We start from the raw sequence: 25,591 nt of genomic DNA on the forward strand, positions 1-25,591 counted from the left end.
ATGGATATGAAAGATTCGATCATCCATGAGAAACTGCAGTGGAACGCAGATATGGAGAATAAGCTGAATCGTTTTCCGATCGTAATGCACAGTCATCAATGGCTCAAAGGAACCGATTACCATTATCATCCTGGATTGGAAATTCACATTACGCATGATGGAACCGGTACGATGGTCGTCGGAAAACAAATATGGCTGCAGTATCCTCGTTCCGTGCTCGTTTTTCGAGGGATGGTGCCGCATCAGATGATTTCCAAATCGTCTTATAAGCGTACGGTCATCAGCATCAATTTCGGCGAAGACGATAGCCACACGCTTCCAAGCTTGCATCGTCTCATCGATTTCGGATGGATTCCGGAAGCCTCATGCCTAAGTTTCACGCTCACGCCGAAGCAGTTTCAGCAGCTTGAGGATATGTGCAAGACGCTGTGGCATGAGCTTAAGGTGCGGGAAATCGGTTGGGAACGCATGGCGTTGTCGCATACGCTGGAGCTCACCGTCTTCCTGGAAAGAAGCTTGGGGGATAAGCAAACGGCGACATTATCCCCGCAAGCGAATGGCAAAGTAACCGATCTCGTACAGTTTTGCTCGGATTATGTGTGCCAAAGTCTGGGAGAGGATTTGTCGCTCAAGGCGGTTTCCAAGCGATTCGCTGTCAGCGAAGAATATTTGACGCGAAGCTTTACGAAGGAGATGGGCATCAGCTTCTACCAGTACGTGCTATTGCAGCGCGTAGCGGAAGGCAAACGGCTGTTGCGCGAGGCACCGGATGTATCGATAACTGAGATCGCTTACATGATCGGATTTCCTTCTTCCTCCCATTTCAGCAAGCACTTCAAGACGCTAACCGGAGAAACGCCGTCCGCTTTCCGCCACAAAATATTCGAACCGCAAACTGGTCAATAATCAAGCATTAACCCGTCAATAATCAGCAATTCATGGGGCCCCCTCCAAGCTACAATAAGCTTGTAAACATCACACATGCGACATAGGTTGGAGGGGAACGTAATGCAAACGACAGAAGACAGTACGAAGCAGGTAACGGTTCAACGCCCGAAGGTGAAGCGTCCGATTATCGATTGCGATATTCACCAATTCACGGGGCTGAATGTGATCAAACCGTACTTGCCGCGGGAATACCGGGAGCTTGTGGAAACATACGGCTCGGCGATGCCGGGCTCCATGCACTTCAACGGCGGAGTCGGCGGAAGAATGGTCGATTCGTTTCCACCGGAAGGCGGTCCGGCCGGCAGCAGTCTCGAATATATGCAGAAGCATTTGCTCGATCCGTACAACATCAAGTACGGCATTCTGACTGGTGAAAGCCTAGGCGTTCAGTCGACCATCAATTTTGATTATGCGGCGGCTTACTGCAGCGCCGTGAACGACTATACGCTAGAGCATTGGCTTGCGGGCGATAAGCGGCTCAGAGGCTCGATTCTGATCCCGAAGCAGGATCCGGCTGCCGCCGCCAAAGAAATTGACCGCATCGGATCGCGACCCGAAATCGTCCAGGTTCTTGTCCAGAACGGAGCGATATTTCCATACGGCAACCGGTATTACTATCCGATCTACGAAGCGTGCGTTCGGCATAATTTGCCGCTCACGATCCATGTCAGCGGCGAAGGAGCGGGCATGAACGTTCCGGCGACCGGCGCCGGTCACGTCACCCATTACATCGAATCGCGTGCGGCCCGTCCGCAGGTGATGATGGCGCACCTGGCCAGCTTTATCTTCGAGGGCGTGTTCGAACGGTTCCCGACGTTCAAGGTCGTGCTGCAGGAGGCGGGGGTGTTCTGGATTGTGCCGTACCTGTGGCGGCTTGACCAGGATTGGAAGGCGCTGCGGGTACAAACGCCGTGGGTCCGCAAAAAGCCGAGCGAATATTTCCGCGATCATGTCCGCGTAACGACGCAGCCGATCGAAACGACGCCGAACCGCGAAGTGTTCGATCAAATGATGGAAGGCATCTGTGCGAAAGAGACGATGATGTTCTGCAGCGACTATCCGCACTGGGACTTCGATTCCCCTCAGCATGCGCTCCCGCGGCTGGAAAACGAGCTGGCAGACCGCGTCTTTTATCAAAATGCGGCGGAGCTGTACGGGCTTCCCTCGATCGATTCCGTGCGAGAGGAGGAACAGGCATGAGCCAGCAGCCGTCGCCGCAAGTACAGGCATTATCCCAATCCGCCGCTCCGCTGCAGCGGCATGTCGTAGCCACCGTATCGGATATTCCGCCCGGAGCGAAGAAGATCGTGGAAGCCGGCGGACGCAGCATCGGAGTGTATAACATCAACGGGCAATTTCACGCGCTGCGCAACGTCTGTCCGCACCAGGGCGCGGAGCTGTGCAAGGGGCTGGTGAAGCCGCTCGTCGTCTCGAAAGGGCCGGGAAGCTTCGATTACGAGCGGGAAGGGGAGATCGTGCGATGCCCGTGGCATCAATGGGAGTTCGATATCAAGACCGGCTGCATGATCGTCGATCCGGCGATGCGAACGAAATCGTACGAGGTCACGGTGGAAAAGTTCGACGTATCCGTTGAAGAGGGTCACGTCATCGTGCATATGTAGCAGAGAACCGGTCACGTCATCGAAGCCGGCTGCATGCAGCCGGCTTTCTGTTGGATTGGGTTAATGAAATGAGGATGTTCGCGTAAGCAGGTATGCTTCTTTATTTTAAAGAAAGGTGGGGAATCGGTTCGCGTGTTCACAATAAGGCGTTTACCTGCATTTCTTGCGTTCATGCTGGCGGGCAGTCTGCTTGTCTCCTGCGAAACGGATCGACTGCCCGGAACAGAGCTGAAGGATAAAGGAGATCACATCGTGAGCGAAATGAAACGGACGGCTGATCCAAATAGTACATCGATAAAGATCAGCATGATCGAACATTTGAATACCGGCGCGGGAGAACTAAACTCTCACGAAAGCGAGACGGCAGGCAGCAGGCTCGAACTGAACATCCGTCAATATGTGGAGCTGAACGCAGCACAGCTCGGTACGAATAAGGCCATGTATCCGCGTCTCAAAAAGCTTGCGGATGGCAGCTACATTTTGTTTTATCAGGACGGGAAGATCGGCTGGAACATTTATTATGTCAAAAGCAATGATCTGGTCGAATGGACAAAGCCGAGACCGCTCTTTACGTCCTATAAAATTTTGAACGGAACCGATTCCCGGTGTTTCTCGACAGTAGATGCGATTGTTCTGCAAAACGGTGATCTGCTCGCGATCGCCTCCTACCGCGCCAATAAAGGATACACAACATTGCCAGAGCACAACGGCTTGATGATGAGGCGAAGCGGCGACGGAGGCGCAACCTGGGAGGACGAGAAGATCATCTATGTGGGGCCTAACTGGGAGCCGTCCATGCTGCAGCTTCCGTCTGGCGAGATTCAGGTGTATTTTACGCATGTCGCGCCGAAAATGGCCGTAGAGAACACGCTGCACTCCAGCGGAACCGCGATCATCCGTTCCTATGACAATGGGGCAACATGGACGCCGCATGTAACCGAGTCCCCGTATGCCGCGCACCGGATTGCGCAGCAGTATGTCAAGACGACGGAGAAAGGCGTAAAGTCGTTTACGGACCAAATGCCGAGCGCCATATGGCTTAATGGCGGAAAAGGGATCGCCCTCGCGATGGAGTCGCAGCTTGCCGATAGCAAATATAAAATTTCTGTGGCCTATTCCTCCGACAACTGGGCGAAGGGGCTGGAGACGGACGAACCCGGCCCGGCGGACCGCAGCAGCAATATGTATCCGGGGGCGGCGCCGTATTTGGCACAGTTTCCGTCGGGCGAAACGGTACTTGCATACAACGAGGGATCGAGCTACAGATTGCGTATCGGGGACACTGGCGCGCGCAGCTTCGGAAGCGACTATATTCCTTTTTCCGGAAAAGGGTACTGGGGCGCAACGGAGAGGATCGGATCGCATGCGCTGGTTGCTACGATGCCCAAGGTCGTTTCTGTCGGCAATTCGGATTACAAGAATTCGATCATGATCGGAAGACTGTACTTGAATCACCGCATCGATGCGAAGAAAGGGTCCATAACGATGGGTGGAGGCATGGATGAATGGAACCAACATACGGATGCGCTCTTTCTTGGGAGTGACAGTCAGGCTCAGGCGACGATCCGGTCGGCACACGACGGCAAAAATCTGTATTTGCTGGTTGAGCGTCTCGATCGGTATCTTATGGACGAAGACACGATATCGATCTATATCGGCAGTGGAGATGATAAACAAACATTTTACAAATTAGATGTGAATGTGAGCGGCGTAACTCAAATATCTCAATATGCCAACGGGGCCTACCAAACGCTTCCGCTCGGAGAAGTGAAGTCGGTTGCTGCGGTTAACGGAACCGTTGGCCAAGAGGGCAATAATACCTCAGGCTATTTGGTCAAAACGGCCCTACCGTTATCAAGCATCGCCGTTGGCGGTGCGAAAATGCTGCGCTTTAATGCGATCTTGTATAACAAGGATGCCGGCACCCCGAAAACGTCGGACACCTTTACGGGCGCTTCGCTTACCGATCAGGATACATGGCTAACGATCCGTTTGGAGTAGAGTTTGACATCCAAGTGCATAAATACTTTAGGCAGCAAGCTAGCGTCGGTACTTCAACGGCGGTGGCTTGTTTTGTTTTTCAAATTGACGTGAAAATGGGAAAAAATGAATTGACATATGGAGGGGGTTAAAGCAATAATGATGGGGAGTTATATTTACCAACTCATCATTTAATTAACTAAATAGTAAATATAACTAGATCATCAAGTTTGTATTAGGCTTTGATCATATTCGACGTAAAGGAGGTATCCAATGTTAAACAAGTCTTTCTTATTGCTGTGCATCTCAATCCTATTTGTCTTAGGAGCAGGCGGCTTCGGGATGATTTCCAATGTGAAGGAGTCGAAGGCGGAGTCCGTCGCCCCCAACATGGTGGTCAACGGCGGATTCGAGGCCTACAAGTCCACATCGTCTGACGGCTGGACTGAACGGCGGCCGGACGGCTGGAAAGTCGTAAACTTGACCGGGGTCGCAAAAGCGACGGTGGACCTCGATGCGCAGCATGACGGGACGGCGGCATTACAGCTGCAAGGGGGTCCGAAGCCGACACGGTCGGCGGTATCTCAAAATGTAAGCGTTCGCGAAAATCAGTTTTACGAAGCATCGGCCTGGGTCAAGACGGATCAGCTTGTGTCGAACGACGCCGGGGCCACGTTCCGACTGCAGTTTTATAACGCTGCGAACGCCAACATGAATAAGCATATTACATTCGGTTCCGTGAAAGGAACGGAAGATTGGACGCTCGTAACCCACAGGTTCCAGGCGCCGGCCGGTGCCACCAAGATGCTCTTCGAGATTTTTATCTGGAACGGTACAGGCACGGTCTGGTTCGACGGGGTGGCGCTTCGGAAGGTTACTCCGGTTGCGGATATTGTCCTGGACCGCAGAACTGCGGCTTTGCGACTCGGGGAGCAGCTGGCAGCAGGCGCAACGGTACTTCCGGAGCAAGCCGGAAATAAGCGGCTGACCTGGATCTCGTCGGACCCGGGCGTTGCCCAAGTCCAAGAAGGGATGGTGACCGGAGTCGGGATAGGATCGGCGCGCATCACGGTTCAATCCGTCGATAGCGGCGTCAAAACCGAGATGGCTGTCGAAGTAAGCGCTGGCGGCGGATATTTGAAAGCCGACGACGATACACACAGGGTGAAAGAAGACCAGCAGGTTAACGGAGCGATGGCCACAAGGGACGCCGAAGGGAATACGCTTTCCTATGCCGTACTCGATTTTCCCCGCAATGGCGCCAGTCGGCTCGATCCCGCCGGCACCTGGACGTATACCCCGAATGCGGATTTTGCCGGAACTGACAAATTTATCGCAGTCGTCACGAATGGGAAGGGAGGCATTGCCTCATCGGAGATTTCAATCGATATCGTCCCGGAAAATGATGCTCCGATGGCGGAACATGAGCAGAAACAGACGCTGAAGAACACCGCGTTGAAAGCGAAAATATCAAGTTACGATGTTGACGGGGACATGATGACTTATTCCGTTTTGCTGCGGCCCTCTCATGGCACTGTCGCTTTGGGGGCGAACGGCGATTGGACATACGTTCCGGAAACCGATTATCTCGGAGCGGATAGGTTCACACTCTCTGTACAAGATGGCAATGGGGGAAATACGGAGGCCGAGGTTAGTCTGCTCGTTGCCCCGCCCCGCACAGAGGTGATCGCGAAGCTGAAAGAGACTTCCGCAGAGCAGCAGCATCCTCGACTCATGGCAACAGCGGATGATTTCACTCGAATAAAAGAAGGAATCCAATCCGATGCGAACATGAAGAAATGGTACAACAACTTGGTCGCCGAGGCAGATGCGATCCTGCCTCAGCCGGTATCCAAATACGAGCTTCCGGACGGACGCCGTCTGCTCGATACGTCCCGGCGGGTATTATCGCGTGTACGGACACTTGCCATGACGTACCAGATTAGCGGGGATGAAAAGTATGCCGAACGAGCCTGGAAAGAACTGGAGGCGGCAGAGGGTTTCAAGGATTGGAATCCAAGCCACTTTCTTGACACGGCGGAAATGACCCATGCCTTTGCGATCGGGTATGACTGGCTTTACCATTATTGGATTCCGGAGCGGAAAGAGCTGCTCCGCACGGCGATTGCAGACAAAGGATTGAAGCAGGCTCTGGGCGAGTACCGCAAGCAGTCCGACTGGTCAAAGGCAACCCATAATTGGAACTCGGTATGCAATGGAGGCATTGGAATGGGAGCGCTTGCCATCGCTGATGAGAATCCGGAGCTGGAAGCGCTTGCCGGCGAAATTCTCGAAGGCGCCATCCAATCGCTGCCAACGATGATCGCCGAATATGCACCGGATGGCGCCTGGGGCGAAGGGCCGGGATACTGGGAATACGGAACCCAATACGCCGTTTACTTTGTGGAATCGCTGCACAAAACGTTGGGAACGGATTACGGCATTACCGATATGAAGGGTTTCTCGAATGCGTTTCGTTTCTTAATTCAAATCAACGGTCCGAAAGGAACCTTCAATTTTGCAGATGGAGGAGCCGGTAAAATCAATTCTCCGCTAGCGCTTTGGTTCACACACCGATTCGGCCAACAGGATGCAATCTGGTACCATCAAAATTCGTATAACGCAGATCGGGGCGGTTTGTTCGACTTGCTCTGGTACCGTCCGGATACGTATGCCAGCTCAACGGATGCGCCATCCAGGGACGCATATTTCCGCCATGTCGAGAATGCAGCCATGCGCAGCGCCTGGAATCAGGACAATGCCGCTTTCGCTGCGTTCAAGGCCGGAGATAACAGCGTAAACCATGGACATCTCGACATCGGTACGTTCGTTTACGATGCGCTGGGAGTCAGGTGGGTGCATGATCTTGGGGCCGATAATTACAACCTGCCCGATTATTTCCAAAAAAATCGATGGCAGTACTATCGCACTCGTGCGGAAGGGCACAACACTCTTGTGATCAACCCCGGTGCGGGGGCCGATCAGAATCTGGAGGCGAAGGCTGCGATCGTGAAGTTCGATTCGAACGCCGATGGAGCTATGGCCATCGGGGATTTGACCCCGGCATATAAACAAGATGCTCTTTCCGTCAAACGCGGAATGATGATGTTCGATTCCCGGCGGCAACTGCTCATTCAAGATGAGCTTCATTTAAGGAAGCCGTCCGAGGTTTGGTGGTTTATGCATACACAGGCTCAAATCGATGTTCGTCCAGACGGCAAAAGCGCGATTCTCAGCCAGGCGGGCAAGCGGGTCATGGTTCAATTGTTGGGTGAGACCAGCGCATCGTTTTCCGTTAGGAGCGCAGAGCCGCTTCCGACATCGCCGGCACCGAAACAAGGTGCGAATGACCGCTATAAGAAGTTAACCATTCATTTGAGCGGAGTGGAAACGGCAGTTCTGTCCGTTCGGTTCGTACCGCTCGCAGACGAGAGCGCGGAGCTCGTCGAGCCCAGGGTGACACCGCTCGATCAATGGACATTGCCGGAATAATCGGCAAGCGGAAGAAGAGGCGAGCAAGGAAATCGAAGCATGGAAAAAAGTATAGTAACGAAAGGAGATGAAACAGCGATGAAGCAGCACATAGAAGGATTCAAACCCGGCATTCTACTTCTCGCGATTACCGCAGCCTCGGGCTTGCTGCTGAGTTCTTGCGCCCGGACGGAGCCAGGGACCGAGCAAGGAAGCACGGCGCAGCAGACGGCAAAAAAACCGTTCGAGCTCGTCATTTATCAAACCAACAGCGACTTCACCGAAGAGCAGCTGATGGAGATTTACGGAAATAAAATCAAGGCGAGATTTCCGCATATTACGCCCAAATTTCTCATGCTCACGAAAGATAAAGGGACGGAGCTGCCCAATCTGATCGCTTCGGGGCAACGGATCGATCTGATTTATACCTCCATTGGCGCGACGTATTCCAGCCTGATTGACAATCAGTATCAGTACGATATAACCCCATTGATCAAGCAAAATAACTTCGACTTGAGCCGGATCGAGCCTTCGACCATCGACATTTTAAAGCAAATCGGCAATGGTCAAATGTACGGCTTGCCGGTGGTGAATCAGTCGCTTACGCTATATTACAATAAAGATATTTTCGACAGATTCGGTATCGGCTATTTGAAAGATGGCATGTCTTGGGATGAAATATACGAAGTAGCCAAAAAACTGACCCGAACGGAGGGCGGGGTCAAATATAAAGGGTTGATGTATTCGTTTGGGCATGTAGCAAGGCTCAATCCATACGGTCAACCTTACATCGATCCGAAATCGATGAAGCCGTTGTTTGACAGCGATAAGTTCAAGTCGATGATCACGACGCTTTCCCGCAATTACACCATACCGGGCAATGACTCGAGCGGCAACGCAACGAATTTGTTCCGAAGCGACCGGACGCTCGCGATGTATGCGATGCTGACAGGGCATGGTTTGCTCTTGCCTACGGATCTGAATTGGGACATCGTATCGTTCCCTTATTTCAGCGACGCCAAAGACATGGGGCCGCAAAGCTATCCGAACTATTTCTATATAACTAAAGTAAACGAGCATAAACAGGATTCCTTTGAGGTCATTGCTTACTTGACTTCGGACGAGATGCAGTCGCACCTGTCGAAGAAAGGGTTCGAAACGATATTGAAAAACCCCGATATTCGCAAAATGTACGGGCAAGACCTGGCGCATTATAAAAATAAAAACGTCTCGGCGCTATTCCCCGAAAAGTATGCGCCTTCCATATGGACGGAGTATAACGGTCTTGTCGAGAAAAGGTTGATCAGCGCTCACGACACCGTTGCCAAAGGGAAGAAAGACGTGAATACCGCATTGAGAACCGCAGTGGAGCAAGCGAGTGCAGACATTGAAACGGCGGTCAAATCCAAGAAATAGTCCCGTATTATACGAGATAAGGTGGAGAGAAGCGATGACGATGTATTTTGCAGATACGACCAAGGGACGGCCTTATTCCAAAGACCCGGCTGTCGTCAAGTTTAAAGGAACTTATTACATGTACTATTCCGTTCACACGCCGATCGAAGGAAAAGCCGGCGGCATATGGGGGATCGGCATCGCCATAAGCGATGACATGGATGAATGGAGAGTAGCGGGGGAAATACACCGCGAGCATGAATACGAAGCCAATGGCTTCTGCGCACCTGGAGCGATCGTCAAGGACGGGCAAATTCATCTCTTTTATCAAACCTATGGCAACGGCGCTAAAGATGCGATTTGCCACGCGGTATCGGAAGATGGATTGCATTTTCGCAGAAACGATTCGAACCCGATCTTTTCCCCAACCGGGGAGTGGAATAACGGAAGGGCGATCGATGCGGATGTGATCCGATTCCATGATCAATATTATTTATACTTTGCGACACGGGACCCTAAAGGGGAAATTCAAATGCTTGGCGTCGCGGTTACGGGAGCAGACTCGGATTTCGGCCGGGACAGCTGGGTGCAGGCGTGCGCGGAATCCATCTTGAAGCCGGAGCTCTCATGGGAAGGAAAGTGCATCGAAGCGGCGGCCGCTTGTGTAAAAGATCAGAAGGTCTTCATGTTCTATGCAGGCAATTACAATAACATGCCGCAGCAGATCGGCTGCGCGGTGAGTGAGGACGGCATTCATTTTCGAAGATTGAGCGATATGCCTTTCTTACCGAACGGTGACCCCGGGGAGTGGAATGCAAGCGAATCCGGCCATCCGTTTCTATTTCAAGACGAGGATGACCGAACGTATTTATTTTATCAAGGAAATAATGATCATGGGAAAACATGGTACATATCGAAGGTAGAAATCGGTTGGCAGCAAGGAAGGCCGCTAATGATTAGGGAATAATCATGGACACGCCGACTTCAGAGCAGTGTATGTCGGCTGCGTACTAGGCGTACGTCATCGTCACGCGAATATCCTGGTTGTAATTGCCGAAATCTTTGCCGAAGATGTTGATCCCACCGCAGTGAACGGCGTCTTCATGCACGGCGATTTTCAAAAACAGTTCTTTGCCGGGAGCGACATTCAAATCGTTAATTGTGACTTGCGACATGACGTCGCCGTCGATGACCGTCATCTGCTTCTTGACGGTGATCGTCTTTAATTGACCGTGCTGGGTGTTGTAGTAAGTCCACCACGGCGGATTGTAAATGCCCGGGGGACCTCCGAAATCTCCCGGGCATGTCCATGTGCCGAGACGAATATCGTTAATATAGAAAGTAATGTCGGACGGCCATTGTTCGTTATGACGATGGGCCTCGGAACATATTTCCAAAGAAATTTCCAGACTCGTTAGCGTTTGATCATTTTGCAAAAAATTAGGGATGCGGTACGTAACGTAGCCGGAACCAAACCAAATAATGCTGGCGTGAACATGCTCAGGATCGGCAAAATAGCGCGGATCGTTGACCACCCCGATCTGTTTTGCGCTGGAGGCCAGTCCGCAGGTCGGCTTCACCTCGTACGATATATACTGACCGACTGGGATCGACGCAGCGATTTCGTTGGGACCTCGCCCTTTGCCCCTGAATTGCAGATGTACTTGATCCAGCAGCAGGGAGCACATTTTTTGTGTGCCTCGACTGGCGGTCAAGCTTTTGCTGGAAATGATTCCGGCCTGCTCCAGCAGCTGGGCATGCCTGGTGACGATCGCCGATGATATGTCCAGCTTCTCGGCAAGCTCTTTGATGTTCATCGGCTGCTCATTCAACAGCTCGATCATCTTAATGCGAGTTTCCGAAGATAGCGCTTCGAAAAATCGAATGTTTTTGCTGGAAACTTCAATATTCATTATGTCCTCCGGTTGCGGTTTAATCTTAAGTATATAACTAATAAGTTAAACACACAACCGAATGGATAATCGAATGATGCGAACTGATGCGCTATGTGCTGCAGATTTGTTGGGATTTACCGGAAAGAAGCTGATTGTCTTCATTCATTGATGCATGCAGTCCATACGCGTCGAAGGACCGAATCGATTGCAAATCGCTGGGATACGCGTAAGTGGACATCCAGTACGCCGAGGTAGAAGCTTGTGCGGTTTGGCTTTGACGTGGTGCCGAAATTTCAGTTAACTCAATGGCAATCCGGTACATCCCTTGTTTCATCTCAAGGGATTCATGGATGGATTCCAATAAACTGATCAGTGAATAGGAACCGCGCGCATTCAACGACCAGCTATGAATCAATCCGGCAGCATGACTGTACGTATTCGTGCGCCGCATCATATCCAACAGCTTTTCATACAAAGAATCAGAGGGCATACCCGCTCGATGCGAGAGGGGGATTGGCGTCTTTGTTTTATTGGCGAGCCGTTTTTTCTTTCGCTGGATTTCCTGCAAGCTCACTCCCCAATGTTTGATATACCGGTAATACGTTGCTCTGCTGATGGCCCACTGGCCGCATAAATCATCTAACGCGTAGAAAGACAGCAAATACGCCAGAATATCGCTCTTTTCTTCGCTGCTTAATTTTTCGATCAGTTCCATTCCCGGTATCATATTGTGCCCCCCTCTGACTCCTATGTCTTCACAACTACAGGTTCCATATCATTGTAATTCATGAATTACGCTAAAAGTATCAACCAGGTTGTTGCGCTATTGCACTGTATTGCTATAATTAGTACAAATGGGCCAAGAAGGAATGAGATGATGTGTCTTTCTCGGACGATTTATTACGAAACAGGCAATTTCGCTATAAGTATAGGCATTTGACCAAGGAAGCATTTAAAGATACGTATCATTATCATCGAGGGATCGAATTATTGTTCATCCATCAAGGAAACGGACATCTCATCTTAAATCGGAAGATGTACTCGCTGCAATCCGGCAGCATCGTTTTCTTTCAACCGTTTCAGCTGCACCGTGTCCACTTTGATGTGAGCGAACAAAGCCCTTACGAACGGTCGGTGCTGATCTTCGAACCTACATCCTTTGTTCCATATATTAAAATGTTCTCGCGGATTCATCGTTTCTTCGAGCATATGTGGAAGGACGAGCTGCACCATCAGGTACTGCATATGGATCGGAACAGCGCCTATATCTTGGCCTTACTCGAACGGTTTCATCACATGTTCCCCGGCCGGGGCGGACACGACCATGTTGAAGAAGCGGCGCCGCTTCTCCTGAACATGCTCGACTACCTGCATTCGCTTCATGAAGGCAGCGTAGGGATGCCGCGGAAGGAAGGACATGTTGAGAAAGTGCTGCAATGGGTTGAAGAGCATTACGCCAAACCGTTTCACCTGAACCTACTGGCGCAGGAGCTTCACCTCTCCAAGCATCATATCTCGCATCTTTTTCGACAAAAGACCGGGAGCAGCATTACCGATTATTTAATTGCGCGGAGAATCAGGCAAGCGTGTTGGTTGTTAGAGAACGATACGATGTCATTAGAACAAACCGGTTCGCAAGTCGGCATTCCGAATTATCCGTATTTTTGCCGTATATTCAAGAAGCTTACAGGGTTCACACCGAATGAGTACCGTAAAAATGCCCGTATGAAATAAGTGATAAGGAGCAGTAACCGCGATGCGGTCTGCTCCTATTTGCGTTTCGGCTCGACGATGCTCGGATGCGGCCGGATTCGATGTGATTATGGGCAAGTAGTTTCAAATATTGATATGGTTCAAAATGTTACGATTGATTCGGCCTATCGCGAAAGCTTACTGTAAAGATGAATAGAACGGATTGGACAATAAGACAAATGCGTCGAACATTGTGCAAAGACACGGTACCCGGAGACGGATAAAATAGAGATTGAAAGCAAGTTCAGTCGAGGAGGGCCGCGTGGCATGGCATCCGGCAAAAACAAGCTCTATCTGAAATATCCCGCATCGTGGTGGGGAAGCATGTGGCGGGAGGCGCTGCCTTCCGGAAACGGAACGATCGGCGCTTCCGTATTCGGCGCGGTTAAAGACGAATCCGTGATCATCAACCATGCGGAATTATGGCATGGCGGGCATAAGGACGCGCTGCCTGACGTCAGCGGGACGCTCCGCGAAACGAGAAAGCTGATGAATGAACGCAACTATGCGGAAGCCAGCTGGCATTTGACGAATGCGCTGAAGGATGCGGGCTACAGCACCCGTCTTGCATCCAGGCTGCCGCTGGCCGAACTGATGCTGAGCATGCCGTGCGGCAGCGCCTTCAAGCGGTACCGCCGGTCGCTCGACATGGAGATGGGGGAAGTTACCGTTACATGGAACGACGAAGGCATCGCGTACGAAAGAAGCTTGTTCGTCTCCCGGGCGGATCACTGTATCGTATATGAAATCCGCAGCAGCGGAGATTCTGTGGAAGGGCTCTTGAAGCTCGGCTTCCGCCAAAGCGAAAATTCGAACACGGCTGCCAAGTTCAAACCGTTGGAAGATACGGCAAGCGGCAAGGCCGAGGAGGAATACTTGTTCTTTGCAGCGAGAAATGACGACGGCACCGATTATGGCGCGGTGCTGCGGCTGCTGTGCCCCCCCGGGGGAGACATTTGCCCCTCGGAGGGAGGATTGCGGTTCTCCGGCGGCAGCAAGGCGACCGCGCTTGTGAAGGTGTTCGTGAAGGGCGAGCGGGAGCGCGACTGGTCCCGCCTGCGCAGCGAGCTTGCTGCGGTCGACCTGACGTATGAGCAGCTGCTGGAGCGCCACGTCAAGCTTCACGGGCGGCTGTTTCATTCCGCTAAGCTCGAGCTTGGCGCCGGTGAACGCGAGCGCGAACGCACGAACGAGGAGCTGCTGCTGGACGCGTACGACGGCGAGGCGCCGACCGCGCTCGTCGAGAAGCTGTGGTCATTCGGCCGGTATTTGTTCATTTCGGGCACAGCCCCAGATAGCAATCCGTTCGGCATGTACGGCTTGTGGGCCGGCGATTACCGGCTCGTCTGGTGCCATAACATGGCCAACGAGAACGTGCAAATGATGTACTGGCATGCGCCGGCAGGAGGGCTGGCCGAGCTGATGCCCGCGCTGGTCCGGTATTACGACGGCATGATGGACGACTTTCGGGAATGCGCCCGCAAGCTATACGGGTGCCGGGGCATCTACATGCCGGCCGGCTCCACGCCGGGAATCGGCGTGCCGAACCAGATCGTGCCGGTCATTATGAACTGGACCGGGGCTGCCGGCTGGCTCGCCCGGCATTATTACGAATATTATTTGTTCACGGGCGACCGCCAGTTTCTCGCCTCGAAGGCGCTGCCGTTCATGCGCGAGGCGGCCTTGTTCTACGAGGATTTCCTCGAGCTCGGCGATGACGGCTATTACCGGTATTACCCTTCCGTCTCGCCGGAAAACACGCCGCTCAACTTCATGCCGCCGAGCGGCCAGCCGCTAGCGCACCCGATGCCGACGACGATCAACGCGACGATGGACATTGCGATATTGAAGGAGCTGCTCACGCATTTGATCGAAGGCACCTCCATCGCCGGCGGCGACCCCGGCGATGTGGAGAAATGGGAGCGCATGCTGCGCCGCATTCCGCCGTACCAGATCAATGAGGAAGGCGCGGTGCGGGAATGGATGCATCCGGACTTCGATGATCGTTACGATCACCGGCATCTGTCGCATATTTACCCGCTCTTCCCTGGACAGGAAGTCACAAGGGAAGAGCAGCCGGAACTGTTCGCGGCGTTCGACACCGCCGTTCGCAAACGGCTGATCGGGGCGCAAAGCGGCTGGTCGCTGGCCCATATGTCGGCCATTTATTCGCGGCTTGGCGACGGCGAATCGGCGCTCGAGTGCCTCGATATATTGGCGCGATCGTGCTTGCTGAGCAATTTGTTCACGCTGCACAACGACTGGCGCAATATGGGCATCTGCATGAACCGCAAAGATGCGCCGATCCAGCTCGACGCGAGCATGGGCGCCATCAACGCCGTGCAGGAGATGCTGCTGTTCGTTTCGCCGCGCATCGTCAAGCTGCTTCCGGCCATGCCGGCCAAGTGGAAGCGCGGCAGGGCGGAAGGGCTTCACTACACGAACGGGCGGCTGTCGCTGGCGTGGGACCGCGAGACCGGCATGTTCGAAGCGGTGATGGAAGCGGAGCGGGAGACCGATATCATCGTTCGGCTGCCCGATTGGCCGGAGCCGTATCAATGGGACGGCAGCGACGCGGAGTGGAGCGCCGTGCAGAGCGTTCCGAACGGCTACGCGGTACGGCTGAAGCCGGGCGGCATGGTGCGCATCCGCAGCAAAGCGCCCATCGGCTCGTCTGTGCCGATTCCGCAATAATAAACAGCTGTCGCTCCCCGACCTCTGACGGGACGGGGAGGACTGCCGGATGATCTGGCTGCTATGACGGCAGCGCAATGATAACTGCAAACGGTTGCAAAGAGTAGGAGCGTGACATAGATGAGCGAAACGGCGTTAAAGAAGCAATTTTTGGAGCCTTCCGACGCGTTTACCCCGATCCCGTTCTGGTTCTGGAACGATGCGCTGACGAAGGAAGAAATCGTTCGGCAGATCGGCGATTTTGCGGAAAAAGGGGTAATGGGGTTCGTCCTGCATCCGCGGATCGGCATTCCCGAATCGATTCCTTATTTATCCGATACGTATATGGATTTGGTCGAAGCAGCGGTGGAGGAAGCTTCAAGGCGTGGAATGACGGTTATATTGTACGATGAAGCGATGTATCCGTCAGGATCGGCCAAAGGCCTCGTCGTGCAGGGCAATCCCGAATTTGCGAGCCGCGGCTTGCGAATGGCGTCATTCGACGGGGCAGCGACGGTTCGCCTAGCAGAAGTTCTCGAGCCGGACGAAATGCTGGTCAGCGCGCTGGCTGTCAGGAAAGACGGGGACCGGCTGACCGACCCGGCGGCTGCCGTCATCTTGACGGCTGCGGACGGACAAGTATCGTTCCGGCCGGCCGATTCTTCCCAATCGTGGTCGATCCTGTTGTTTATCGAGACATTCTCCAAAGGTACGATCCGGGGCATTCACTTCGGCGAGGATGACGGAGAACCGAACGCACCGGCTTCCGCCGATCTGCTGCGCCCCGAGGCGACCCGCAAATTTATTCGGCTGACGCACGAACGGTATTATGAGCGGCTCGCCCGATATTTCGGCAGCACGATTATCGCGTTTTTCACCGACGAGCCGGATATGCTGGGGCGAAGGCATCGCAAAGGCTTGCGCCCGTGGACAACCGGCTTTCTGGGTCGCTTTGTCCGGGAAGGTGGGCGCGAGGAAGACTTGCCGCTGCTCTGGATGGAAGCGGATTCAGCAGAATCCGTCCGCCGCGCGTACCGCAAAACGGTGCAGCGGCAGCTGACGGAATCGTACTACAAGCCGCTGAGCGACTGGTGCGCGGCGCACGGCATCGCCCTGACGGGGCACCCGGCGGCCAGCGATGACATCGGCTTGCTCGACTTGTTTCACATTCCGGGTCAGGACGTCGTGTGGCGATGGGTCGCGCCGGAGGATCGCAAAGGGCTGGAAGGGCATCACAGCACGGCGGGCAAATGCTCGGCCGATGCGGCCAGGCACCGCAGCAGAAGACGGAACATCAATGAGTTTCTCGGCGTGTGCGGCAAAGGCGCCGGCTGGGAGCTTACGGCAGGCGATATGAAATGGTACATCGACTGGCTCGTTGTCCGAGGCGTCAATATGCTGTGTCCGCACGCGTTTTATTACTCCATCGACGGGCCGCGGCGCTGGGGGGAGCGGCCGCCGGATGTCGGGCCGAATAATATTTGGTGGCCACATTACGCAGCGTTCTCCCGCTACATGAAGCGGATGAGCTGGCTTATGACGGACAGCCGCAACGCCACGCCGGTGGCCGTGCTGTGCAAGGAAGACCGGCTGCCGTGGCGGATCGCCGTGCCGCTCTATGAGCATCAAATCGAATTCAATTACTTGGAGGAGAGCTTGCTCGTTTCCTCCAGCAGCATCGCGGACGGGCAAATCCGGATCGCAGAGCAAAGCTATTCGGTCGTGCTTGTGGAAAGCACGGAGGAACTGGACGCAGAGACGAAGCACGCCCTGCTGCGGTTCCGGGAGAGCGGCGGCACGGTGCTGAGCCTCACGGAGGCGGATTGCGCGACCGCGGTGCTGACGGGTTGCGAAGCGGTACCGTACGCTCTTGATCGCGTCGTCCCGCGCGACATCGTGCTTGAGCCGCCGTGCGCGGGTATTCGCGTAAGCCATGTGGTGAAGGGCGGCGAGCATTTTTACGTCGTCGTGAACGAAGGCGAAGCCTGCTACGAAGGGAGACTGACGGTCGCGGTCAGCGGACGGGCGGAGCGCTGGGACGCCTGGACCGGGGAGACGGAACCGGCAGCGGCGGCATGGCACGATGGGAAGCTGCGCATGCCGGCTCGGCTGGAGCGCAGGCAAAGCGCCATCTTCCGCATCGATCCTGCGGCGGAGCCGGAACGCTTGACGGAATCGCAGCGGCTGGACGCGCACATGGCTGCAGTCGCGCTCACACAATGGCAGGTCGAAGCTCCCACGCTTCCGGCCGTCCCGAAGGGGATCGGCCCGTGGGCGGATGAGCCGCTGCTCGCGCAAGTATCGGGCACGGCGTTGTATCGCTCGTCATTCGAGCTGAGCGGCATAAGATCAAGCTCCTCAATGAAGCTTGATCTCGGCGAAGTTCATGAAATCGCCGAGGTATGGGTGAACGGCCACAGCGCCGGCGTATGCATGTGGCATCCGTACACCCTGAACATTACACCCTATGTGAATAACGGACATAATGAAATAGCGGTACGCGTTACCAATAGTTTGGCCTGCCGGTTCGACGGCAAGAGCTTGCCATCCGGCCTCATCGGGCCGGTTCGCGTTATTGTCAATTCCATTCACGAATAATAAATAGGGGGAATTTCCATGCGCATGAACGGACGACGTATTCCGACGATCGGTGTGATTTTAAGCTTGGCGGTATTATCCGCCGCTTGCTCGACCAAGCCTGCGGCCTCAGGCGGGTCGAACGCTGCAGGCGGAGGCAAAGATTTGGAGCCTGCCAATCTCGTAGTTTATTCGGGCAGCGGCGATTCGCCCGAAAGCTGGAACGAACGTTTCGGAAGTCCGCTCAAGGAGAAATTCCCCCAGTACAACATTAAATATATTCAAAAGCAATCCAACCTCGGCATCAAGGAACTGCTCACATCCGGGGAAACGATCGATATTTATTGGGACTCCATCGGCGGATTCGCCTCGGCCGTGCTGGACAACGGCCTGGAGTTCGACATGACGGAGCTGATGAAGAAGTATAACGTCGATTTTTCACGAATGGAGAAGACGGTAGCCGATTCCGTCAAGCAGATCAGCCCGGACAAAATATACGGCATCCCGGTGTTTAACAACAACATGGTATTGAATTACAATAAAGATTTGTTCGATAAATTCGGCGTTCCGTATCCGAAAGACGGCATGACCTGGAACGAAGCGATTCAAATGGGCGAGAAGCTGACCCGCTTCGACGGCAAGCAGTACGTCGGCCTTTCGTCTTCGCAGACGCATATGCTGCTGATGAATCAGCTGTCGATCCCGTTCATCGATCAGGCGAAAGGGACGCCTACGATATTCAGCAACGAAAAGTGGAGAGATTACTATAATACCGTATTCGTCGGACCGGCCAAGGCGCCGGGCTATAAGGAATACATCAAAGCCCATAAGGAAGCGATTCCGTACCGGAACGAATTCCTGAAAGACAAAGATCTTGCGATGTTCGCCTGGCTGTCGTCCATCATCTTCGTATTCCCCGAAGATTTCTCCGCGATGAATTGGGACGTCATCTCGCTGCCGACCTTCGATAGCCTTCCGGGCGTAGGCTCGCAAGCATACCCGACGTATTTCTCGGTCACCTCGATGTCCAAGCAGCGGGATCAGGCCATGAAGGTGATCCAGTACCTGATATCCGACGAAATGCAGGAGAAGCTGAGCAAAAAAGGCGTCATGCCGGTATCGAATAGCGACGCGATCAAAAAAGTATACGGACAAGAAAGCGCATTCAAGGATAAAAACTTGAAAAGCGCCTTCTACAACAAGTTTGCTCCGATTCCGTACAAGTCGCAGTACGATAACCTGCTGCTCGCTCCATACGCGAAAGCCGTGCCGCCGATTATTTTGAACGGGGACTACAATACGACGTTCCGCAGCACGGAGGAGGACACGGTCAAGAAGCTGGCAGACGCGAAAAAATAACGATACTTGCTAACAGGAGGTACGACCATGGCAATCGACCGCAAGGCGCTAGTTTCCAGACATAATCCGTCGGCGCGGGGCATTCTGCCCTTGTCGCCGCTGGCTGTCGGCAACGGGGAGTTCGCTTTTACCGCCGACGTGACCGGGCTGCAGACGTTCCCGGAGGCTTATGACGTACCGCTCGGGACGCAGTCCCAATGGGGCTGGCACAGCAGCGGCGGGCGGGACGCCTGGAGCCTGGACGACGTGCGCATGCAGCACGCAGATGCGCAGACAAGCTCTGGCGGCTATCCGGTTCACGCCGAAGACCGGGAGGAGCCGTACCATTGGCTCAGGCAAAATCCGCACCGGCTGCAGCTCGGACAGATCGGCTTCGTCTTCAGGGACGCCTCGGGCGATGTCGTCCCGCATGACGGCGTTACGAACGCCGAGCAGACGCTCGACATGTGGAGCGGCATCCTTCACAGCCGCTACAACGTCATGGGGCGCGAAGTGACCGTACGCACCGCCGTTCACCCGGACGCGGACCAGCTTGCGGTCCGTGTGGACAGTCCGCTGCTTGCGGAAGGGCGGCTGGATATAACGATTCGCTTTCCGGCGCCCGGGATGACAGACCGGTCGTGGGAGAAGACGATCGGCCTGAATTGGGGCGAGCCCGATTCGCACGCCACCGTGCTCCGATCGAATACGGATCATGAAGCGGTCGTCGATCGTTCGATGGATGAAGACGGATACCGGCTTGCGCTGCATTGGAGCCAAGGCAAGCTCAGACAGACCGGCCCGCATTCGCTGCTGCTGGAGGGCCGGGGAGAGCATTCGTCGCTTTCGTTCGTCGCAGGTTTTGTCCCGTCGGGACGGTTGGCGTCCCTCGTGTCCGTTCAGGAGACGATGGAAGCGAGCCAGGCGTATTGGGAGCAATTCTGGATGAATGGCGGCGTCGTCGAGCTGGCGGACAGCCGGGACCCGCGGGCGCTGGAGCTGGAACGGCGTATCGTGCTGTCCCAGTTCGTGCTCGCGATTCACAGCGCCGGCTCGATTCCACCGCAGGAAACGGGACTGCTGTACAACAGCTGGTTCGGCAAGCCGCATCTGGAGATGCACTGGTGGCATGCGTTTCATTTCCCGCTGTGGGGCCGGGCTTATTTGTTGAAGCGCAGCATGGACTGGTACCGCGACATCTTGCCGGCCGCCCGGGAGCTGGCGCGGTTCCAGGGCTATGAAGGCGCGCGCTGGCCGAAGATGGTCGGGCCGGAAGGGAAGCAGAGCCCGTCTCCGGTCGCGACGCTGCTCATCTGGCAGCAGCCGCATCCGATCGCGATGGCGGAGCTGCTGTACTTGTCCGAGCCGACGCAGGAGACGCTCGAGCTGTACGGCGACATTGTGAGGGAGTCGGCGGATTTCATGGCTTCCTTCGCGCGGTGGGATGAAGCGGGACAGCGCTATGTGCTGGGGCCGCCCGTCATTCCGGCGCAGGAAAATCATAAAGCGGCGACGACGTGGAACCCGACCTATGAGCTGGAATATTGGCGGCATGCCCTCGAATTGGCCTGCCTATGGGCGCGGCGGCAAGGACTGCCTGCCAATCCGAAGTGGCGGGACGTGATCGACCGGTTGTCGGCACTGCCGCAGCAGGATGGCGTCTACCTGGCACATGAGAATGCGCCGGATACGTATACGGCCAAAAATCACGATCATCCGTCGATGCTGGGAGCGCTCGGGATGCTTCCCGGCGTCATGATCGACCCGAAGGTGATGCGACAAACGCTGCGCAAGGTGCTGGAGAGCTGGAGATGGGATACGACATGGGGATGGGATTTCCCGATGGCTGCGATGACGGCGGCCCGGCTCGGCGACGGCGCGCTCGCTGTCGATATGCTGCTTTTCGAAACGACCAAAAACACGTATTTGCCGAACGGGCACAACTATTTAAGCCGGCGGCTGAGCGCGTACTTGCCGGGCAACGGCGGGCTGCTCATCGCCATCGCGATGATGGCCGCCGGCTGGCAGAACGGCCCTGACCAGCATGCGCCCGGCTTCCCGAACGACGGCTCGTGGACGGTGCGCCACGAAGGGCTTCACGCCTGGATGTAGCATGCCGGCAAGCTTCACGGGGCGAAAATGTAACGAATGGTTGAACGCTGGATGTAACGATCAGGCAAGCTTGCGGGACGAAGGCGTCCTGATTGGATGAACATGCACACAAGCTGCACGGGACGAAGAATCGGATTTGCGACTAGCGCGAATTCGGCGCTTCGTCCTTTTTTCGCGGCGCGGCCGTTTGACGGTACCGGCTCGGGGAGCAGCCGAATTGCCGCGTGAACGCTCTTGTAAACGGATACAAATCCATGTATCCGACAGACAGCGCAATTTCCGTTACGGACAGCCTCGTCCGGCGCAGCAGCCGTCCTGCCTTGTCCATACGCACATTTTGCAAATAAGCGGCAGGGGGAAGGCCGACTTCCTCTGTGAACGTCTTGGAAAAATGAGTGCGGTGCACACCGACATAGGTGGCAATATCGTTGACATTAATTTTTTCCGCGTAGAACGAATGGATAAAATCGAGGCTTTTTTGCACCCAGTAATCTTTCGTCTGCGCGCTTGCGCCGTCATGGCTTTCCGGGATGAGCAATCCGTAAATCCGGTACAGCAGTCCGTTCAGCTGCGCCAGATGCTTCTTGTTCATCTGCTTCGGCGTTTGCACGACTTGCCGCAGCAGCAGCTCCATATCCTGGTCAAGGACGCGGGTCCGGTACATCGTCTCCGCGGTAAAACCGGACATCGCCATCATCTCCGCGGCTTGGCTGCCGTTAAAGGCGAGCCATACCATTCGGAGCGGCTCCGGGCTCGGGTGCAGCTTGTACGTGTACGTCTCATGCGGGAATTTGCAGAACATGTCGCCTTTGGATAGAACCACCCGATGATCGCCGTACCAAAATTCCACCTCGCCTTCCCGGACGAAATGAAATGTATAATGCCCCGTTTGACGCGGTCCCGAGCTGTAGTTCGATTTGGCGATATTATGGCCGAGATGGATGACGTACAGGCCGCCTTTTTGATCGAACGCATCCGGCGCGTGCACCCATCTTTCGGCGTATTCGTGATGGAATTCCTGTATCTGATTCACCCTCTTTCCCGGGCGGAGCGGCGAGGCGGTCCTGCTCCATGATGCTTGTACGTTCATTATACACCATCCCGCGCGTGCCGGAACATGGAGCGGCAGAACACTACAAATGGATAAAAACGAACTACCTATTGTTATTCCGATTCCCGACCCAGCCGTCAATAATGGAGTAGTAACGACAATATAAAGGGAGGTTATTCCATGAGCCAAAGGCTGCTTCGCTTTGCGGTTCTCGGGTTGCTCGCACTCTATGCCGCGTCCCTGGCGGGATGCACGTCCGGTAGGGAGGAATCCGGGGGCGAGGGGAGAATACCGGACAAACAGCCGAATCCCGTCACGCTGAAGCTGTACCCGAACAACCCGATGTCCGAGGCTGATTTCAAGCTGTTGATCGCAGATCCGGTGAGTAAGAAATACCCTCATATTACGGTGCAAATGATGGACAAAAGCGCGATCACCTTCGAGAACCTCGTTGCGTCCGGCCAAGAGCTCGATCTGATCCTGATGTGGAACGGCAATGTCGGCGGGTATAAAGATTTGAATATATTCGAGGATATCGCAGCGCTGACCAAGCAGCACCCGCTCGATCTGAGCCGGTTTGACCCGAAAACGATGAACACGATCAAAGAATTGTCAGACAAAGGCGAAATGCTCGGCCTGCCTTACAATATTCAGTTTTCCGCACTTTACTACAACAAAGACATCTTCGAGCGGTTCGGCGTGCCTTATCCGAAAGACGGCATGACATGGGACGAGACGGTGGAGCTTACGCGCCGGTTGTCGCGGCTCGAGGACGGCGTCGAATACGGCGGACTGGACATCGATACGCTGTCGAGATTAACGTATCCGCTTTCATTGGTTCCCGTCGACGCGAAGACGAACAAAGCGACGGTCGACAATGCAAAATATAAGCAGGCGTTCGAGCTGGGCAAGCGGCTGTATTCCATCCCGAACAATCCGATGAAGCTAAGCATCAGCCGGTTTACGAAGGACAAGACGCTGGCAATGATCGCGACCGTCAATATATTGGACCAGATCAATCAGGCCAAAGAACTAAACTGGGACCTCGCCCAATATCCTAGTTATAAAGAAACGCCCAATACGTATGGCATGTACGACCTGCATCTGCTCATGGTAAGCAAGACGAGCAAGCATAAGGACGATGCGATGAAGGTCATGGACGTGTTCTTCTCGGACGAGGTGCAGACGCTTAGCACCAGCGCGACCGGCCGCATCTCGGCATTGACGAATCCGGCCGTCAACAAGGCGTTCGGTGCGAAGATGGACATTCTGAAAGGGAAAAATGTCGCCAGCCTGTTCAAAAGCACGCCTGCGTATGCGCCCCCGTTCTCCATCTATCATTCGAAAGGCAATGAAGTGCTGAAGAAAGCGTTCGCCGATGTTGTCGCCGACAAGGTGGATGTCAATACCGCGCTGCGAAGCGCCGAAGAAGAAATTAGCAAATATATAAGCTCGCAAGCGAACAAATAATGTTGAAAGGATGAAGAACATGAAGGTTTCAACCTCGCTGAACGTGTTTTTGCCGGACAATCCGATCGACCGCGCCATGGAGCGCTGCCGGGATGCGGGCTTCACGACGCTCGATTTCAACTATTGGGATTACCAGAAATATGTCCACGGCTTGACTTGGGAAGAAGAGGAGGCATGGGCGCAGCGAATCCGCGCGCTGGCCGATTCGCTGCGCCTGCGGTTCACGCAAATGCACGGGCCGGTGCACGGCCGCAGCTTCTCCGATATGGTGCTGCAGTTGAACGAAGAATCGTTTCTTGCGATGGCCGCAAGATCGCTGCAAACGGCGGCGATTCTCGGCATTCCTTGGGTCGTGTTTCATCCGAGCGCGATTACCGGCAGCGGCGAGCCGTACAAGGAGCTGCTGGCGTACAACGTCCGCTTTTACGAGCGGCTGCTGCCTGCGGCCGAACGCACCGGCGTCGGACTGGCGCTGGAGAATATGTATGACCGGACGCAAGCCCAGCCTCTTACGCGCAGGCGTGCCTATTGCGCGATGCCGGATGAGCTGATCGAGCTGATCGATACGTTGAACCACCCGCTTGTGGGCGCGTGCTGGGATACCGGGCACGCTCATGAACAAAGCCTCGATCAAGCGCGGATCAGGGAGCTGGGCAGCCGTCTGAAGGCGACCCATATCAACGACAACGACGGCATCCGCGATCTGCATCTGCTGCCGTTCAGCGGCACAATCCAATGGAACGCCGTCATGGAAGCGCTGCGGGACATACGGTATGCGGGCGATTTCACATACGAAGCGCACAGCTCGATCCGGGTGCTGCCGGACGGGCTGCGCGACGCGGGATTGCGTTATGCGGCGGAGCTTGGCAATTACCTGGTCCGCAGTGCGGGAGGGGAGGAGGCATGAAGCTGGGCTTAGCTGCCGCCGACCTGGACGGCACGCTGCTCGGCGGCACCTCGGGCGCTATCGAGACTGTCGCCCGGGCACGTATAGGCGCTCGGCGGCGGTTGTTTTCCCGAGACAGATGAATGAGACATAGGCGCGCGCAGCGACGGATCGTCCGGCGATATACGAGGCCACTGAAAAAGTCCTTTCATACGAAAAAGGTACAGTCCTTCAAGAAAATTGAGGGGTCTGTACCTTTTTTGCTGTATAATTAAGGCATTACGAAAAGCAGGTGAGAGCAGATGATTCGGCAACAACAAACTTTGGTTCTGAGTCCTTACGCGGCACTGTATGACATCGTCGTGCCAAAGGACAATATGCTCCGTCAAATCAACGAACTGGTGGACTTCACCTTCATATA

At 54.7% G+C, this 25,591-nt stretch carries 17 protein-coding genes; 14 read left to right on the plus strand and 3 right to left on the minus strand.

Annotated features, from left to right (window positions below; all coding sequences use genetic code 11):
- From KXG62_RS11955 to KXG62_RS11985, 7 genes are all read left to right on the plus strand, one after another.
- On the plus strand, nt 1-906 hold the full coding sequence (locus tag KXG62_RS11955; RefSeq protein WP_218092192.1) for an AraC family transcriptional regulator: 906 nt from the start codon (nt 1-3) through the stop codon (nt 904-906).
- 102 nt (nt 907-1,008) lie between these two features.
- Nucleotides 1,009-2,148 carry an amidohydrolase family protein gene (locus KXG62_RS11960; protein ID WP_218092193.1) on the plus strand — a complete coding sequence of 380 codons (1,140 nt, stop codon included), beginning with the start codon at nt 1,009-1,011 and terminating at the stop codon, nt 2,146-2,148.
- On the plus strand, nt 2,145-2,570 hold the full coding sequence (locus KXG62_RS11965; RefSeq protein ID WP_218092194.1) for a Rieske (2Fe-2S) protein: 426 nt from the start codon (nt 2,145-2,147) through the stop codon (nt 2,568-2,570). The genes KXG62_RS11960 and KXG62_RS11965 overlap by 4 nt, the downstream gene beginning before the upstream one ends.
- 261 nt (nt 2,571-2,831) lie before the next feature.
- Nucleotides 2,832-4,571 carry an exo-alpha-sialidase gene (locus KXG62_RS11970; protein WP_246627406.1) on the plus strand — a complete coding sequence of 580 codons (1,740 nt, stop codon included), beginning with the start codon at nt 2,832-2,834 and terminating at the stop codon, nt 4,569-4,571.
- A 321-nt stretch (nt 4,572-4,892) separates the two neighbouring features.
- Nucleotides 4,893-8,042: an Ig-like domain-containing protein gene (locus KXG62_RS11975; RefSeq protein WP_218092196.1), complete on the plus strand. Its 3,150-nt coding sequence runs from the start codon at nt 4,893-4,895 to the stop codon at nt 8,040-8,042.
- A gap of 78 nt (nt 8,043-8,120) precedes the next feature.
- A complete protein-coding gene (locus KXG62_RS11980; RefSeq protein WP_218092197.1) occupies nt 8,121-9,437 on the plus strand; it encodes an ABC transporter substrate-binding protein in 1,317 nt (438 codons plus the stop codon).
- Nucleotides 9,438-9,471: 34 nt separating this feature from the next.
- Nucleotides 9,472-10,383 (plus strand): family 43 glycosylhydrolase, encoded by a 912-nt coding sequence (locus KXG62_RS11985; protein WP_218092198.1) that lies wholly within the window; start codon nt 9,472-9,474, stop codon nt 10,381-10,383.
- Nucleotides 10,384-10,426: 43 nt separating this feature from the next.
- Here the strand turns inward: KXG62_RS11985 and KXG62_RS11990 are convergent, their stop codons facing one another.
- Together KXG62_RS11990 and KXG62_RS11995 are read right to left on the minus strand one after the other, a co-directional pair.
- On the minus strand, nt 10,427-11,329 hold the full coding sequence (locus KXG62_RS11990) for an ArsR/SmtB family transcription factor (RefSeq protein WP_218092199.1): 903 nt from the start codon (nt 11,327-11,329) through the stop codon (nt 10,427-10,429).
- Nucleotides 11,330-11,420: 91 nt separating this feature from the next.
- Nucleotides 11,421-12,038: a hypothetical protein gene (locus tag KXG62_RS11995; protein WP_218092200.1), complete on the minus strand. Its 618-nt coding sequence runs from the start codon at nt 12,036-12,038 to the stop codon at nt 11,421-11,423.
- Nucleotides 12,039-12,247: 209 nt separating this feature from the next.
- Here KXG62_RS11995 and KXG62_RS12000 point away from each other — a divergent pair, with 209 nt between their 5' ends.
- The 5 genes from KXG62_RS12000 (at nt 12,248) to KXG62_RS12020 (ending at nt 21,763) form a co-directional block, all read left to right on the plus strand.
- Entirely contained in the window at nt 12,248-13,045 is a 798-nt protein-coding gene (locus KXG62_RS12000; protein ID WP_218092201.1) for an AraC family transcriptional regulator, read from the plus strand.
- Between the two features lie 285 nt (nt 13,046-13,330).
- Nucleotides 13,331-15,757: a glycosyl hydrolase family 95 catalytic domain-containing protein gene (locus tag KXG62_RS12005; RefSeq protein WP_218092202.1), complete on the plus strand. Its 2,427-nt coding sequence runs from the start codon at nt 13,331-13,333 to the stop codon at nt 15,755-15,757.
- A gap of 120 nt (nt 15,758-15,877) precedes the next feature.
- The gene (locus KXG62_RS12010) at nt 15,878-18,334 is read left to right on the plus strand and encodes a glycosylhydrolase-like jelly roll fold domain-containing protein (protein ID WP_218092203.1); all 2,457 of its coding nucleotides are present in this window, start codon (nt 15,878-15,880) and stop codon (nt 18,332-18,334) included.
- A gap of 24 nt (nt 18,335-18,358) precedes the next feature.
- Entirely contained in the window at nt 18,359-19,672 is a 1,314-nt protein-coding gene (locus tag KXG62_RS12015; RefSeq protein ID WP_218092204.1) for an ABC transporter substrate-binding protein, read from the plus strand.
- A gap of 27 nt (nt 19,673-19,699) precedes the next feature.
- The gene (locus KXG62_RS12020; RefSeq protein ID WP_218092205.1) at nt 19,700-21,763 is read left to right on the plus strand and encodes a glycoside hydrolase family 65; all 2,064 of its coding nucleotides are present in this window, start codon (nt 19,700-19,702) and stop codon (nt 21,761-21,763) included.
- Nucleotides 21,764-21,905: 142 nt separating this feature from the next.
- Here the strand turns inward: KXG62_RS12020 and KXG62_RS12025 are convergent, their stop codons facing one another.
- Complete coding sequence (locus tag KXG62_RS12025) at nt 21,906-22,796, minus strand: helix-turn-helix domain-containing protein (protein ID WP_218092206.1); 891 nt, start codon at nt 22,794-22,796, stop codon at nt 21,906-21,908.
- 198 nt (nt 22,797-22,994) lie between these two features.
- Between KXG62_RS12025 and KXG62_RS12030 the strand changes: the two genes are divergently transcribed.
- Nucleotides 22,995-24,284, plus strand: a complete 1,290-nt coding sequence (locus KXG62_RS12030; protein WP_218092207.1) for an ABC transporter substrate-binding protein — start codon at nt 22,995-22,997, stop codon at nt 24,282-24,284.
- 19 nt (nt 24,285-24,303) lie between these two features.
- The gene (locus tag KXG62_RS12035; protein ID WP_218092208.1) at nt 24,304-25,191 is read left to right on the plus strand and encodes a sugar phosphate isomerase/epimerase family protein; all 888 of its coding nucleotides are present in this window, start codon (nt 24,304-24,306) and stop codon (nt 25,189-25,191) included.
- Nucleotides 25,192-25,591 lie beyond the last annotated feature (400 nt).

The sequence above is a fragment of the Paenibacillus solanacearum genome (genome assembly GCF_910593845.1).
Taxonomy (GTDB): domain Bacteria; phylum Bacillota; class Bacilli; order Paenibacillales; family NBRC-103111; genus Paenibacillus_G; species Paenibacillus_G solanacearum.